The 14235-nt window shown below is 74.6% G+C and carries 14 protein-coding genes; 3 read left to right on the forward strand and 11 right to left on the reverse strand.

Translation table 11 applies throughout. From position 1 onward, the window contains the following. Positions 1–19 precede the first annotated feature (19 nt). Positions 20–1243 carry an alpha-hydroxy acid oxidase gene (locus HOP40_RS31015; RefSeq protein ID WP_240157376.1) on the reverse strand — a complete coding sequence of 408 codons (1224 nt, stop codon included), beginning with the start codon at positions 1241–1243 and terminating at the stop codon, positions 20–22. Positions 1244–1250: 7 nt separating this feature from the next. Continuing rightward, entirely contained in the window at positions 1251–2006 is a 756-nt protein-coding gene (locus HOP40_RS31020; protein ID WP_172165938.1) for a class II aldolase/adducin family protein, read from the reverse strand. Positions 2007–2131: 125 nt separating this feature from the next. Between HOP40_RS31020 and HOP40_RS31025 the strand changes: the two genes are divergently transcribed. After that, entirely contained in the window at positions 2132–3073 is a 942-nt protein-coding gene (locus HOP40_RS31025; protein ID WP_172165941.1) for a ketopantoate reductase family protein, read from the forward strand. Between the two features lie 9 nt (positions 3074–3082). Here HOP40_RS31025 and HOP40_RS31030 read toward each other — a convergent pair whose 3' ends face one another. The 3 genes from HOP40_RS31030 to HOP40_RS31040 form a co-directional block, all read right to left on the reverse strand. Continuing rightward, positions 3083–3958: a hypothetical protein gene (locus HOP40_RS31030; protein WP_172165944.1), complete on the reverse strand. Its 876-nt coding sequence runs from the start codon at positions 3956–3958 to the stop codon at positions 3083–3085. A 12-nt stretch (positions 3959–3970) separates the two neighbouring features. Then, positions 3971–4765, reverse strand: coding sequence for an SDR family NAD(P)-dependent oxidoreductase (locus tag HOP40_RS31035; protein WP_172165947.1), 795 nt, complete (start codon positions 4763–4765; stop codon positions 3971–3973). 64 nt (positions 4766–4829) lie between these two features. Beyond that, positions 4830–6062: a cytochrome P450 gene (locus tag HOP40_RS31040; protein ID WP_172165950.1), complete on the reverse strand. Its 1233-nt coding sequence runs from the start codon at positions 6060–6062 to the stop codon at positions 4830–4832. Positions 6063–6134: 72 nt separating this feature from the next. Between HOP40_RS31040 and HOP40_RS31045 the strand changes: the two genes are divergently transcribed. Next, positions 6135–7301, forward strand: coding sequence for a cytochrome P450 (locus tag HOP40_RS31045; protein WP_172165953.1), 1167 nt, complete (start codon positions 6135–6137; stop codon positions 7299–7301). 14 nt (positions 7302–7315) lie between these two features. Here HOP40_RS31045 and HOP40_RS31050 read toward each other — a convergent pair whose 3' ends face one another. The 6 genes from HOP40_RS31050 to HOP40_RS31075 form a co-directional block, all read right to left on the reverse strand. Then, entirely contained in the window at positions 7316–8209 is an 894-nt protein-coding gene (locus HOP40_RS31050; protein ID WP_172165956.1) for a beta-keto acid cleavage family enzyme, read from the reverse strand. A gap of 121 nt (positions 8210–8330) precedes the next feature. Next, the gene (locus tag HOP40_RS31055) at positions 8331–10682 is read right to left on the reverse strand and encodes a xanthine dehydrogenase family protein molybdopterin-binding subunit (RefSeq protein WP_172165959.1); all 2352 of its coding nucleotides are present in this window, start codon (positions 10680–10682) and stop codon (positions 8331–8333) included. Beyond that, positions 10679–11197: a (2Fe-2S)-binding protein gene (locus HOP40_RS31060; RefSeq protein ID WP_205346982.1), complete on the reverse strand. Its 519-nt coding sequence runs from the start codon at positions 11195–11197 to the stop codon at positions 10679–10681. The genes HOP40_RS31055 and HOP40_RS31060 overlap by 4 nt, the downstream gene beginning before the upstream one ends. Next, positions 11194–12072 carry an FAD binding domain-containing protein gene (locus HOP40_RS31065; protein ID WP_172165962.1) on the reverse strand — a complete coding sequence of 293 codons (879 nt, stop codon included), beginning with the start codon at positions 12070–12072 and terminating at the stop codon, positions 11194–11196. Before HOP40_RS31065 ends, HOP40_RS31060 begins: the two co-directional genes overlap by 4 nt. Before the next feature lie 133 nt (positions 12073–12205). After that, positions 12206–13033 (reverse strand): SDR family NAD(P)-dependent oxidoreductase, encoded by an 828-nt coding sequence (locus HOP40_RS31070; protein WP_172165965.1) that lies wholly within the window; start codon positions 13031–13033, stop codon positions 12206–12208. Positions 13034–13068: 35 nt separating this feature from the next. Beyond that, on the reverse strand, positions 13069–13569 hold the full coding sequence (locus HOP40_RS31075) for a carboxymuconolactone decarboxylase family protein (protein ID WP_172165969.1): 501 nt from the start codon (positions 13567–13569) through the stop codon (positions 13069–13071). A gap of 93 nt (positions 13570–13662) precedes the next feature. Between HOP40_RS31075 and HOP40_RS31080 the strand changes: the two genes are divergently transcribed. Then, the gene (locus tag HOP40_RS31080) at positions 13663–14235 is read left to right on the forward strand and encodes a nuclear transport factor 2 family protein (protein WP_172165972.1); all 573 of its coding nucleotides are present in this window, start codon (positions 13663–13665) and stop codon (positions 14233–14235) included.

The raw sequence follows: 14235 nt of genomic DNA on the forward strand, positions 1-14235 counted from the left end.
CGAGTGCGTCGTCAATGCTCTAACTACGTCGATGCGGATCGGTGCTCCGGCAGGCGCATCCGGCGGGCTCCGCGAGCGGCCGCCAGCCCCTCGTCGGGCGCGCCGACAGCGCCGACCGGTCGAGCGACGCCACGCCCGGACGGCCGATCAGCGCGAGCGTGCGGTCGATCTCCTCGCGCAGGATCTCCACGGCCCGGACCGAGCCCTCGACACCGCCGGCCGCGAGCCCGAACACCCACGGCCGCCCGATCAGGCACGCCCGCGCCCCGAGCGCCAGCGCCTTCACGACGTCGGTGCCGCGGCGCACGCCGCCGTCGAGCACGACCTCGACGTCGCGGCCGACCTCGTCGACGACCTCCTCCAGCACGTCGAGCGCGCCGGGCAGGCCGTCGGCCTGGCGCCCCCCGTGGTTGGACACCGCGACGGCGGCGCAGCCGAGGTCGGCCGCGCGGCGGGCGTCCTCGCCGGTCATGACGCCCTTGAGCATCACCGGTCCGCCCCACTCGGCGACCATCCACTCCAGGTCGGCCCAGGTGTGGCCGGGGTTGAGCAGCCCGGCGGTCATCGCGGCCAGCCCGCTCGTGCCGGTGCGCGGCACCAGGTCGGTGAAGTTCGCGAACGTCACCCCCGGCCCGGTGAGCAGCTCGGCGAGCCACCGCGGGCGGCTCAGGACGTCGGCCCCGGTCCGGGGGTTCACGCGCGGCGGGACGGTCAGCCCGTTGCGCAGGTCGCGCTCGCGCAAGCCCACCACGGGCACGTCGACCGTCACGACCATCGCCTCGTAGCCGGCGTCGCGCGCCTTGCCCATCAGCGCCCGCACCGTGCGCCGGTCGCCCCACGGGTAGAGCTGGAACCACTGCGGCTCGCCCACCGCCGCCGCCACGTCGGCCAGCGACACGCTGGATCCGGAGCTGACGACCGAGACCGTGCCGCAGCGCTCCGCGGCCACCGCCGCCGCGGCCTCCCCGGCCCGTCCGGCCATCCGCACGAGCCCGGCCGGCCCGAGGACCACGGGCAGCGCGAGCGGGCGTCCGAGCAGCGTGGTGGCCTGCGGCCGCTCGGCGACGTCGACCAGCACCCGGGCCCGGAACGCCAGGTCGGAGAAGGCCCGGCGGTTCTCGGTGAGCGTGACCTCGTCCTCGGCGCCGCCGTCGACGAAGTCGAAGACCATGCGCGGCAGCCGGCGCCGCGCCGCGCGGCGCAGGTCCTCGATGGTGCGCGCCCGCGCCGCTCCCCTGCGCACCGGCGCGTCAGCCCGCGCGCAGGACGGCGAACAGGTCCGGGTCGCTGCGCAGGAGCCGGCGGTAGTTCGCCGCCCACATCTGCTCGCGGAACCCGTACTTCAGGTAGGCCGTCCGGTAGCTCTCCGCGCGGGTGCGGTCCAGGGGCTTGCCGCCCACCGCCATCGCCGCGAGCTGGTAGCCCGCGCACAGCTCCATGATCAGCGCCTCCATCGTGACGTGCTCGAGGGAGTCGCCGACGTGCAGCGAGCCGTGGTGGCCCATGAGCAGCGCCTTGCGGTCGCCGAGCACCTCGACCATCAGCTCGCCCTCCTCCGAGGGCACGAGCTGCGGGTCGTCGACCCACGGCACGACCTCGTCGAGCAGCAGCGCGGCGTAGTCGTAGTAGACGTCGAACGGGACGTCGGTCGTGCTGAGCACCGACATGTTGCGGGCGTGGGTGTGGATGACGCACTGCACGTCGGGGCGGGCCCGGTAGATCGAGGCGTGGAAGGTGATCCCGACGGACGCGGGCAGCGTGCCCTGCTCGAGGACGTCCATGTCGAACCCGACCTTGCTGACGTGCTGGGGCAGGGTCTCGTCGAAGTACTGGAACGGCGTGACGAGGAAGGCCTCCTCCCCCGGCACCCGCAGGCTGACGTGCCCGCCGACCTGGCTGTCGAGGCCCTCGCGGTGCAGGATCCGCCGCGCGGCCGCGATCCGGAACCGCGGATCGCTCTCGTCGACCACGCGGGCGGGCGCGTTCCTGATCTCCGTGACGCTCATCGGGCTCCTCCTGACGGCCGCCGATCGCGCGCCGGCGTCACCGCCCCGATCGAGGCTAACGTGACGGTGGACACGGCGCTAGAGGCCTAGATACGCTCGCCCTCCGAGCGGTCGTGGAGGTGGTCGTGGAGCGGCGGATCGGGGTGCTCGGCGCGGGCGGGATGGGGTCCGCCTTCGCGGCCTTCCTCGCCCGCTCCGGACAGGACGTCGTGCTCGTCGGGCGGGGCGGGCCGCACGTCGACGCGGTCGCGCGCGCGGGCCTGCTGGTGCACCCGCAGGACGGCGAGCCGTGGCGCGTCGCGGTCCCGGTGGCCGCCCGCGCCGCCGACCTGGAGCCCTCCTCGCTCGACGTCCTGGTCGTCCTCACCAAGGCGTTCGACGCCGCCGACGCCGTGCGCGCCGCCGCCCCGGCCCTCGCCGCGGACGGGGTGGCGGTGAGCCTGCAGAACGGCCTGGGCCTCGACGCGGTGCTCGCCGAGGCGGTCGGGGCGGACCGGGCGCTGGTCGGCACGACGACCGTCGGCGCGACCCGCCAGGAGCCCGGGCGCGTCACGATCACCCCGGTCACGGCCGCGGGCGGCGCGCAGAACCACTTCGGGGAGATGGGGCTGGCGGCCGGCGGATCGCGCGGGGCGGGCGTCGCCGCCGCGCTGACCGCCGCCGGCCTGCCCGCGGTGCAGCACGACCACGTGGGCGAGCAGGTGTGGTCGAAGCTCGCGCTCGCGGTGATGAGCCCGGTCAGCGCCGTGCTGCGGGCGACGGTGGGCGCCGTGTGGGCGAGCCCCGAGGGCCGCGGGCTGGTCCGGGAGATGTTCGACGAGACCGTCGCCGTGGCCGCGGCGGAGGGTGTCGTGCTCGACCGGGAGCGGGCCTGGACCCACGCGGCCGGCGTCTTCGAGGGCACGGGCGAGCACTTCACGTCGCTGTGCTCCGACGTGCTGGCCGGGCGCCGCACCGAGCTCGCGGTGATGGCGGGCGCGGTGCACGGGCTGGCCGTGCGCCAGGGCGTCCCCGCCCCGGCGCACCGCGTGGTGCTGGGCCTGCTGGGTGCGCTCGGCGTGCGCTGACCGCGCCCCTCACGCCGGGTCCTCCGGCCGTCCACCGACGAGGAGCAGGTGCGCGGCGGTCGCCGCGGCCATGCCGATCTCCACACCGCGGGCGCGCGCCGCGGCGTTGGCCGCGCTGATGACGCCGTCGTGGTAGGTGGACAGGCCGTCGCCCATCCGGGCGGTGCGGGCGTCGACCGTGGCCCCGGCCAGCCCGTCGGCCTCGACGACCAGCAGGCCCGCCATCCCCGAGTCGTCGCGGCCGCGGCCGCCGTCGGAGCAGATGAACCCCCACGGCCGGACGTCGCGCAGGTAGGGCACGGCGCTGCGGCCGGTGTGGCCGGCGGTGACGAGGACCGTGCGACCGGTGTCGGCCGGCGTGCCGAAGGCGATGGAGTCGGCGCACACGACCTGCCTGCCGTCGGGTGCCGTCTCCACGACCGTCCGGTGCGTGATCCCCCCCGGCGCCTGCGGCCGCGGGTCGCCGCGCAGCAGCAGCAGCGCGGCCTCGCGGACGCTGGTGCCGGGCTCGACCCCGCACTGCTGCGCGGGCGCGTTGACCCGGCTGACCACGCCGTGGCGGTGGACGTCGACGCCGTCACCGAGCAGCACGCCGGCGACGTCGGCCGTGGCGGCGGGGATGCCGAGCGCCTCGTAGAACCACAGCCCGGCGATCCCGGCCCCGTCGGGCCCGATGCCGCAGTCCAGCCCGATGGCGGCGCGGGGCCTGTGCTCGGCGACGAACCGGGCCGGCAGCACCCCGGAGTAGGAGGCGCTGACGACGACGTCGCGCCCGGTGTTGCGCCCGTCGACGTGGTAGGCCGAGTCGATCGCGACGACGCGCCCGCGCTCCTCGGTGTGCACGACCGTCTGCAGGTCCGGGCCGTGGTCCGCGCTGTGCTCCATCGTCGCCTCCGCTCAGACCGCGGTCATGCCGCCGTCGACCGCCCACGCCTGCCCCGTCACCCACGACGACTCGTCGGAGGCCAGGAACAGCGCGGCGTAGGCGATGTCGTCCTCCTCGCCCAGGCGGCCCAGCGGGAAGCGGCGCAGGCGCTGGAGCTCCAGCGTCTCGTCCGGGGTCTCCCCCGTGCCGGTGCCGTAGCCGCCGCGCTCGCGGTAGGTCTCACGGACCAGCGGCGTCGGAACGGTGCCCGGGCACAGCGCGTTGACCCGGATCCGGGCGGGCCCGTACTCCGCGGCGAGCTGGCGGGTGAGCCCGATGACGCCGGCCTTGGCCGCGGCGTACGGGGCGATCCCGGCGACGCCGACCAGCCCGCCGACGCTCGCCTGGTTGACGATCGAGCCCCCGGTGCCCTGGGCGATCATCCGGCGCAGGGCGTGCTTGGCACTCAGGAAGACCCCGGTCAGGTTCACGGAGAGGACGCGCTCCCAGTCGGCCAGGGTGCAGTCGGCCCCGGTGCCGACGCCCGCGATCCCCGCGTTGGCGAACAGCACGTCGAGCCCGCCGAACGCCTCGACGGCCTCGGCGACCATGCGCTCGGCGTCGGGCTCCGAGGCGACGTCCGCCGCGCACGCGACCCCGGCACCGCCCGCCTCGCGGACCGCGGCGGCCGCGGACTCCGCGCTCGCCGCGTCGCGGTCCACGCAGAGCACGGCGGCGCCCTCCTGCGCGAAGCGCAGCGCCGAGGCGCGCCCGAGTCCCGATCCGGCCCCGGTGATCAGGGTCCGCTTGCCGGCCAACCGTTGCATGCCGCTCCATCGTTCGTCGTTCGTCGTTCGTCGTTCGTCGTCGTCGTCGTGCGTCCGGGGCCGTTCAGGTCAGGAGGAGCCGCAGCTCCGGGGCCGACCGCAGCATGAAGCCCGTGTCGGGGGCCGGCTCCCCCGCGTGGCGGAGCCCGCGGACGGTGTCGAGCAGGTGCGTGAGCACCTGCTCGATCTCGAGCTTGGCCAGCAGCGAGCCGGTGCAGGTGTGGGCGCCGCCGCCGAAGGCGCGCAGCGAGGCCGCCGGGGTGAACTGGGGGTCGGGGCCGTCGGCGAACCGCGCGACGTCGAACCGCTCGGGCTCGGCGAAGACCGCCTCGTCGTGGTTGGCCGACCCGAGCAGCAGGATCAGCTTGTCGCCCGCCCGGACGGGCTGCCCGCCCAGCTCGACGTCGACGAGTGCCTGCCGCACGGAGCCCTGCACGGGCGCGCGGTGGCGCAGGATCTCGGCCACCGCGGACGGCACCAGCGAGCGGTCGGCCCGCAGCCGCTCCCACTGGTCCGGGTCCGCGGCCAGCGCGCCGAGCAGGTTCACCATCGCCCGGTCGGTCGTCTCGATGCCCGCGGAGAGGAAGAACGCCGAGTTGCTGCGCACCTCGGCGTCGGAGAGCCGTTCGCCCTCGTACTCCACGGTGCACAGGTCGGAGAGCAGGTCGTCGGTCGGCTGCGCCCGCTTGTCGGCGATCGCGGGCGTGAGGAACGCGTCGATCTCCTCCTTGGCCTGCACCCCGCGCGCGTGCACGCAGGCGTCGCGGCCGACGTTGGAGACGCTGGCCGCGGCGAGGTCGTGGTACCACTGCGGGAACCGAGCGGCCTCGTGCATCGCCATCAGCTCGGCGATGACGGTGAGCGGCAGCGGGGTGGTCAGCCCGGCGCGCAGGTCGGCCACGTCCGGCGCCCGGGGCAGGTCGGCGACGAGGCCGGCGACCAGGTCGCGCACCCGCTCCCCCAGGTCGCCGCGCAGCACACGGCGGTTGCGGATGCGCCGCGCGACGATCGCCGCCTTGCGGCGGTGCTCGTCGCCGGTCATGTGCAGGATCGTCCGGCCGTAGATGGCGCTGCTGCCCGTGCCGGAGGCCAGCGGGCCGAAGGTCGCGGCGTCCTTGAAGCAGCGCCCGACGTCGGCCGACCGCGCCACCAGCCAGGCCTGCAGCACCGCGCTCCAGACCACCGGGCTCTCGGCGCGCAGGCGCGCGTAGACGGGGTAGGGGTCGCACGGCGCCGCACCGGTCGCGTGCGCCTCCAGCGCGGCCAGCGCGCCCGTGCTCGTGCTCGTGCTCGTCACGCCGGCCGCCTCCTCGCCGTGGGCATAACTAGTAACATAGTATGCAGTGTCAAGACCGTCGATCGGAGCCGGATGAACGACCAGGAGCTCGCCCGCGTCGAGGGCTTCGCCGAGGCCGACGAGATCCTGGGGTCGCGCCGGTTCGCCCAGGAGTCCAAGCACGAGAGCGCTCCGCTGATCGGCGGCACGGTCCTGGTCCTCGACGGGCCCGGGCACCTGCACCGGCGCCGACTGCTCAGCCCGCTCGTCACGCGCGGCGCGCTGGCCGACTACCACGACGTGGTCGCCCGCACGCTCGACCGGTGCCTCGCCGAGGCCGTCCGCCCCGAGGGCGACCGCTGGGCCGCGGACCTCGTCCCGTTCGGGCGCGCGGTGTTCCTGCAGTTCGCCGCCGCGCTCATCGGGTTCGACGACGTCACCGACCCCGCGGCGACCGCCGAGCTCCTGCACCACCTCGGCCCGCTGCTGGAGGCCGTCACCGTCGAGTGGTCCACCCGTGACCACGCCACCGTGATCGCCGAGGGCGAGGCCGCCCGGGACGCGCTGGTCGACCGCTTCCACACCCCGGCCGCCCGGCGCCGGGCCGCGCTGGTCGAGCGCGGCGACGCACCCACCGACCTGCTCTCTCTGCTCGCCGCGCACGGCGCCGAGTGGGACGACGACGCCGCGGTGCGGGAGGTGGTGCTGTTCCTGGCGGCCTCGACGCTGAACAACGCCGCGCTGCTGGTGCACACCGCCCACGCGCTGGGCGGCCTCGTCGACGACCCGACGACCGGCGACCCGACCACCGGCGACCCGACCGACGACGAGCTCCGCGACGCCGTGTTCGAGACCCTGCGGCTGCGTCCCCCCACGGTCGCGCTGGTGCGCCGCGCGCTGGGCGACGTGCGACTGCGCGACGGCCGGCTGATCCGGGAGGGCGAGCACGTGGCCGTCGACCTCGTGGCGGCGAACCGCGACCCCGCGGTGTTCGGGCCCGACGCCGACGCGTTCCGGCCGGGCCGCCCGCTGCCCGACCGCGTCCGGCCGTGGGGCCTGGCCTTCGGCAGCGGGCCGCACCTGTGCCTGGGCCGCGCCGTCGTCACGGGCAGCACGGCCGCGCCCGGCGTGCACGTGCAGGTGCTGCGCGCGCTGCTCGCCCTGGGCGTGCGGCCCGACCCGGACCGCCCGCCGGTCCTGGCCGCCAGCGCCCAGGTGCGCCACGACAGCTACCCGGTCCTGCTCACGCGCCCCCGGTAGCGCGGCCCCGCGCCTCAGGCCGGGGGCAGCGGCGCCATGCCCAGCAGCTCGCGGGCGCGGGCGGGCCCGGCGACCGGGCGCCCGATCGTCTCGGCCAGCTGCGCCACCCTCGCCACCAGCTCGCCGTTGTGCGGGGTGCCGAAGCGGGCGTAGTCGTGGTCGCCCAGGCCGATCGAGACGTGCCCGCCCAGGACGATCGCCAGCGCGGCGAGCGGCAGGACGTCACCGCCGTAGCACATCAGCTGCCACGGCTCGCCCGGCGGGATCTCCGCGATCATGGCGTTGAGCGCGTGCACGTTGGTGCCCGCGCTCGACGGCCTGCTCGCCCCGGTGAAGACGAACTCCCACAGCGTGGTGGACGGGGCGAGCCCCATCTCGCGGTAGCAGAGCGCGGTGCGGATCTGGCCCACGTCCCAGCACACCGTCGTGACGAACGACGACAGGTCGCCGAACACGCCCAGCACCGAGGCGATGTCGCGGCGGCTGTTGACGTAGACGCCGTCACCGGGGACGAACCGCTTCCCCTCCTCGTCCCAGCTGTCGATGTTCATCGAGCCGAAGTCGACCGGCACGGCGTCGAAGCGCAGCCGCGGGTCGTCGGCCAGGGCGCGCACGTGCTTGACCCGGTCCTCCACCCCGCTCTGGCTGATGTAGCCCAGTGTCGGCTTGGTGATGAGGTCGGTGGCCCCCCGGATGCCCTCCTCGGCCTCGCGGTAGAGCTCCACGGAGTTGTCCGGTGCGCCCGTCACGGCGTCGCGGCCGTGCCAGTGGATGATCGCGGCGCCGGCGTCGTGGCTGCGCACGGCCTCCCGGACGATCTCCTCGGACGAGTACGGCAGGTGCGGGTTGGCGCCCCGCATCGTCGACTCGTTGCAGCGGACCTCGATCATCAGCGGGTCGTCGCGCATCTCCGTGCTCCGATCTCGTGGCCCCGGCCGGCGGTCGGCGGGGCAGGACGCGCAGCACCCGCCCGGCGCGGGGCCGGACGGGTGCTGGGCGTGTACTGGACGGCTGCTGGGCGGGCGGGCCTCAGCCGTCGATGACCCCGAGCGCGCCGAGGACCTTCGTCGGGGTCAGCGGGGTCGCGGTGATCCGCTTCCCGCCGACCTGGGCGAAGGCGTCGTCGAGCGCGTTGAGCAGCGCGGCCGGGGCGAGCACGGTGCCGCCCTCGCCGACGCCCCGGGACCCGACCATCGTCGTGGTCTCGTACTCGAGGTGCACGATCTCGATCTCGGGCACCTCCGGCGCCGACGGCATGAGGTAGTCCATGAACGTCCCGGCGAGGTACTGCCCGTCGTCGCCGTAGGCGGAGTGCTCCAGCAGCATCCCGCCCAGGCCCATCGCGACGCCGCCGATCACCTGGCCGTCGACGACCGACGGGTTGATGATCCGCCCGCAGTCCTCGACGACGAGGTAGCGGGTGACCCCGATCCGGCCGGTCTCCTGGTCGACCTCGATCCAGCAGGCGTGGCTGCCCTGCCCCCAGCCGCCGTTCTCCCCGTCGTACTTCACGGTCGCCTCGAGGTCGAGATCGACGCCCTGCGGCATCATCCCGGGGGCCATGTAGCAGCCCATGGCCAGCTCAGCGAGCGCCACCTTCGACGCGGGCGCGCCCTTGACCGAGATCACGGAGTCCTGGATCTGCAGGTCGTCCGGGTTGGCCTCGAGCATGTGCGCGGCGATGTCGAGTACCCGGCGCCGCACCTCGCGCGCCGCGACCATCGCGCCGCCGGTGGCCATCATCCCGGCCTTGCTGCCGCCGGTGCCGATCATGGTGAACACCGTGGCGTCGGTGTCGCCGAAGACGATCCGGACGTCGTCGTAGGCGACGCCCATCTCGTCGGCGATGACCTGGGCCAGCGTGGTCTCGTGGCCCTGGCCGTGCGGCACCTGGGTGGTGAAGGCCGTGACCTTGCCGTCCGGCTCGATCCGCAGCCGCACCGGCTCGTGGCTGAACGGGAAGCCGATCAAGCCCCAGAACTCCGGGGTGCCGGGAGCGGGCTCGTAGAAGGTGCCCATGCCGAAGCCGAGCAGCCGGCCCTCGGCGCGCGCCCGCTCCTGCTCGGCCCGGATCTCGTCGAGGTCGATCATCTCGACGAGCCGGTCGAACGTCTCGGAGGCGGTGACGCCCTCCATGACGAAGCCGGCGCCGCTGGTGACGGGCTGCTCGGTGACCGGGACGAGGTTGCGCTTGCGGACCTCGACCGGCGAGATCCCGACCTCCCGGGCGATCATGTCCATCATCCGCTCGCGGATCAGCGTCTCCACCGCCCACGGCCCGCGCAGCGAGATGTAGGAGGCCTTGTTGGTGCACGCCACCGTCGAGGAGAAGCGGTAGGCCGGCAGCCGGTAGGGACCGGGGAGCATGTAGCCGGCGATGTTGGTGACGACCGGGGCCGGCGGCATGATCGGGTAGGCCCCGTTGTTCATCACCATGCCCACGCGGAAGCCGAGCAGGGTCCCGTCGGCCTTGACGGCGGCCTCGATGGTGACCGACTCGTCGCGCGCGGCGCCCGCCGCGGTGAGGTTCTCGTTGCGGTCCTCGACCCACTTGAGCGAGGCGCCGAGGTGCTTGGCCGCCGCGCACAGGGCGACGTCCTCGCGGTAGATCGAGAACTTCAGGCCGAAGCTGCCGCCGATGTCGCTGGTGACGACCCGCATGAGGTTGATCGGCTGGTTGATGAAGCCCGAGAGCAGCAGCCGCAGCAGGTGCGTGGTCTGCGTGGAGGCCTCGTAGGTCAGCATCCCGGTGGAGCGGTCGAAGGTCGCCACCCCGCCGCGGCCCTCCATCGGGGCGCAGCCCCACCGGTGCTGGTCGATCCGGTCGGTCAGCACGTGGTCGGCCTCGGCGAACGCCGCGTCGATGTCGCCGTGCTCGATCTCGCCGGTGTGGATGACGTTGCCCGGCACGTCGTCGAACAGCAGCGGCGCGCCCTCGGCCAGCGCCTGCTCGGACGTCACGACCGGCGGGAGCGTCTCGTACTCGACCTCGATGAGGCCGGCGGCGTCCTCGGCGACGTACCGGTCGCTCGCGACGACGAGCGCCACCGGCTCCCCGACGTAGCGGACCTTGCCGGTGGCCAGCGCGGTGTAGGTGGGGCTCAGCAGGTTCGGGATCGGCGCGCCGAGGTTGAGGGGGTTGGTCAGGGCCGCCATCTCCTCGCCGGTGATGACGGCGACGACGCCCTCCACCTCGCGGGCCGCGGCCACGTCCATCCCGACGAGGCGCGCGTGCGCGACGGTGCTGCGGACGAAGTGGCAGGTGAGCGTGCCGCGCTCCTGCACGTCGTCGATGTAGCGCCCGGTGCCGGTCAGGATGCGGACGTCCTCGCGGCGCTTGACCCGGGCCCCGACGAACCCGCCCATGACGCTCGAGCTCATCGTGCCCCCTCCGTCGTGGTGGTGGCGGTCGCGGTGGCGGCGGTCAGCGCGGCCTCGGCCCCGTCGACGATCGCCTGGTAGCCCGAGCAGCGGCAGATGTTGCCCGAGAGCTCCTCGCGGATCTCGGTCCGCGAGCGGGGGCAGGGCCGCCCGGCCCGCGCGTCCTGCTCCAGGCCGTAGATCGTCATCACGAACCCGGGGGTGCAGAAGCCGCACTGGAAGGCGCCGCTCTCCCACAGCGCCGACTGGACCGGGTGCATCTCCCCCGGCTCGGCGATGCCCTCCACCGTGGTGACCTCGTGGCCGTCGGCGTGCACGGCCAGCGCCAGGCACGAGCGGACGGTGTCGCCGTCGAGCAGGACGGTGCACGCCCCGCAGACGCCGTGCTCGCACCCGAGGTGCGTGGCCGTCAGGCCCAGGTCCTGGCGCAGGAAGTCGGCCAGCGTGCGCCGCGGCTCGACCGTGGCCGTGCGGACCGCCCCGTTGACGGTCACCGTGATCTCCCGGTGGCTCACCGGTTCCCCCTCGCTCGGTCGGTGGCGGTCCCGAGGGCCCGCCGGACGAGCACGCCTGCGACGTGCTTGCGGTAGGCGCCGGACGCGTGGACGTCCGTCGCCGGGTGGAGCGCTGCGGACGTGGCCGCGGCGGCCGCGGCGAAGGCGTCGTCGCCCGGCGCCGCCCCGCGCAGCCCGGCCTCGGCCCCGGTCGCCCGCACGGGCGTGAGCCCGACACCGGAGACCGCGATCCGCGCCTCGGCGATCACGTCGCCCTCGAGGCGCACGTGGGCGGCGACACCGGCCATCGCGAAGTCGCCGTGCCGCCGCGCGACCTCGACGAACGCCGCTCCGCACCCGGGCCCGTCGACCGGGAACCGGACCGCGGTGAGCACCTCGTCCTCCGACAGCGCGGTGGACAGGAACCCGTCGAAGAAGTCCGAGGCGGCGACGGTCCGCTCGCCCCCCGGGCCCTGGGCCACCATCCGGGCGTCGAGGCAGAGCGCCACGGCGGGCATCTCGGCCGCCGGGTCGGCGTGCGCGATGCTCCCGCCGATCGTCCCGCGGTTGCGGATGGCCGGGTGCCCGACGAGGCCCAGCGCCTCGACGACGAGCGGGACCGCGGCGGCCACGTCGGCGGACCGCTCGGCCGTCCGCTGGCGGCACAGTGCGCCGATGGTGAGCGTGCTGCCGTCGCGGGAGATGTCGGACATCCCGCCGACCGCGTTGAGGTCCACCACGTGCAACGGCTGGCTCAGCCTCAGGTTGAGCAGGGGCATCAGGCTCTGACCACCCGCCATGACCTTGGCGTCACCGGGGTCGTCGAGCCCAGAGAGGATCTTCACGGCTTCGTCGACCGAGGTCGGGGCCCAGTACTCGAAAGGTGCCGGCTTCATCGCTCCCCCTTCCGAGGGGTGAATGCTTGATAACGATGAACCTAGAATCTCGGGTCCGGGAGCCGTGTGTCAAGCGTCACGGGCTCCTGCGTCGCCCACCGGGGACCTCGTCGCGCCGGCGCCGGGCGCCCGGTCACTCCGCGACGCGCGGCACGCCCGGCCGGGGCAGGATGTCGATCATCATCTGCATCATGCCGCCGTCCGCCTCGAGGTTCTGGCCGTTGACGAAGCCCGCGGCGTCGCTGAGCAGGAAGGCGATCACGCCAGCCACCTCGGCGGGGTCCCCGATGCGCCTGCTGGCGACCATCTCGAGCCTGCGCCGCAGTGCGTCGGGGTCGGAGTTGAACCGCTCCGCCATCGGGGTGCGCATGATGCCCGGACTCACCGCGTTGCTGCGGATGCCCCGCGGACCCCACTCGACCGCCATCTGCCGGGCGAACATGATCGCCGCGGCCTTGCTCGGCGAGTAGGAGCCGGCGCGCGCCTCGGGCACCGTCCCGGCCACCGAGGAGATCGTGACGATGCTCCCGCTGCGCTGCGCGAGCATCGGCGCCCCGAAGTGCTTGGTGCACAGGAACAGCCCGCGGGCGTTGACCGCCATGACCCGGTCCCACTCGGCGACGTCGAGGTCCTCCAGGCGGGCCCAGCTGATCACGCCGGCGTTGTTGACCAGGCCGTCGACCGTGCCGAAGTGCTCCACGGTCTGCGCGGCCGCCGCCGCGACCGACCCCTCCTCGGCGACGTCGGCCTCGACGGCCAGTGCGCGCCCGCCCGCGTCGGCGACCTCCGTCGCGACGCGCTTCGCCGCCCCGGCGTCGACGTCGAGCACCACGACCGATGCGCCGAGCCCGGAGAGGACGTGCGCCGTGCTCTCCCCGAGGCCCTGCCCCGCCCCGGTGACGACGACGACCCGGCCCTCGAGCGTGACCAGGGGGGTGCCGCTCGCGTCCTGCTGCGCCATGCGTGCTCCTCGGTGAGGTGTTCGGTGGGTGCCGCTCAGGGTGCGACAGGTGTGGGCGGCGCGAGGCGCACCGGGCAGGACGTCGAGAGGTCGAGCACCGCGTTGACCCGGCCCAGCGCGAGCCACTTGGCCGCCGACACCGTCAGCACGACGACCTCCTGCGGGCTGAGCCCGGCCCGCACCCGCGCCCAGAAGGCGTCGTCGAAGGCGTCGGCACCCGCGACGAACCGCTCGGCGAACTCGATCGCGAGCACCTCCGGGGCGGAGTAGCGGTGGCGCTGCGCGGGGTCCCCGACGCCGGCGTAGAAGTCCTCGTCCATCCCGTGCGCGGCCATGTCGTCCACGCGGGTCTCCCGGCAGACGACGCAGCCGTTGAGCTCGGCGATGCGCATCCGAGCGGCCTCGGCCACGCGGACCGGGAGCACGGCGCACTCCTGCACCGCCCGGCTGAACCCGTCGGTCGCCGGGCCCAGCTCCGGGACGAGCTCCCACAGCGGGGCGCGACCGTCCCCGGCCGGCAGTGCGATGCGGTCCACGTCGCCTCCTCGCCGGCGGCTCCGTCGCCGCCAATTCCTGTATATCGTTATCAGCGCAGAGCGAGGTGTCAACCCTCGCAGGAGGAGGTTCCCGTGACCGTCGACGACGCCGGACTGCGCCGCCTGCTGGACCGCGCCGAGATCCACGACGTCCTGATGCGCTACTGCCGCGGCGTCGACCGCGGCGACGCGGACCTGGTGCGCTCGGCCTACCACGAGGGCTCGTGGGACGACCACGGCTACTGGACGGGACCCGGCGAGGAGTTCGGCGACTTCATCGTCGAGCGGCTCACCGGCGCCACGCTCCGGACCACCCACGCCGTTGCGAACGAGCTGATCGAGCTCGACGGCGACTCCGCGCACGTCGAGACCTACGTCTTCGCCCACCTCTGGCGGGCGGACGGTGACGGCGACGGCGACGGCGGCGGCGGCGGCGGCGAGTCCCTCGACCTCTTCGCCGGCCGCTACGTCGACCGCTTCGAGCGCCGCGACGGCCGGTGGCGGATCGCGCGGCGCACCGTCGTGCACGACTGGAGCTGCACGCCGCAGGTGCTGCCGCCCGCGCTCGGCCTGCCCCTCGACGCGTTCGTGCAGGGCAGGCGCGACCACGGCGACCTCGCCCTCGACCCGGCCCGCCACCGCGAGCCCACCCACGACCACGGCTGA

It is taken from the genome of Pseudonocardia broussonetiae (genome assembly GCF_013155125.1).
Taxonomy (GTDB): Bacteria; Actinomycetota; Actinomycetes; order Mycobacteriales; family Pseudonocardiaceae; genus Pseudonocardia; species Pseudonocardia broussonetiae.

Bases quoted from the DNA above. Each gene is read 5' to 3' on its own strand.
- HOP40_RS31020 (WP_172165938.1), bottom strand. From the start codon at position 2,006: ATGAGCGTCACGGAGATCAGGAACGCGCCCGCCCGCGTGGTCGACGAG.
- HOP40_RS31030 (WP_172165944.1), bottom strand. From the start codon at position 3,958: ATGGAGCACAGCGCGGACCACGGCCCGGACCTGCAGACGGTCGTGCAC.
- HOP40_RS31035 (WP_172165947.1), bottom strand. From the start codon at position 4,765: ATGCAACGGTTGGCCGGCAAGCGGACCCTGATCACCGGGGCCGGATCG.
- HOP40_RS31045 (WP_172165953.1), top strand. From the start codon at position 6,135: ATGAACGACCAGGAGCTCGCCCGCGTCGAGGGCTTCGCCGAGGCCGAC.
- HOP40_RS31050 (WP_172165956.1), bottom strand. From the start codon at position 8,209: ATGCGCGACGACCCGCTGATGATCGAGGTCCGCTGCAACGAGTCGACG.
- HOP40_RS31055 (WP_172165959.1), bottom strand. From the start codon at position 10,682: ATGAGCTCGAGCGTCATGGGCGGGTTCGTCGGGGCCCGGGTCAAGCGC.
- HOP40_RS31065 (WP_172165962.1), bottom strand. From the start codon at position 12,072: ATGAAGCCGGCACCTTTCGAGTACTGGGCCCCGACCTCGGTCGACGAA.
- HOP40_RS31070 (WP_172165965.1), bottom strand. From the start codon at position 13,033: ATGGCGCAGCAGGACGCGAGCGGCACCCCCCTGGTCACGCTCGAGGGC.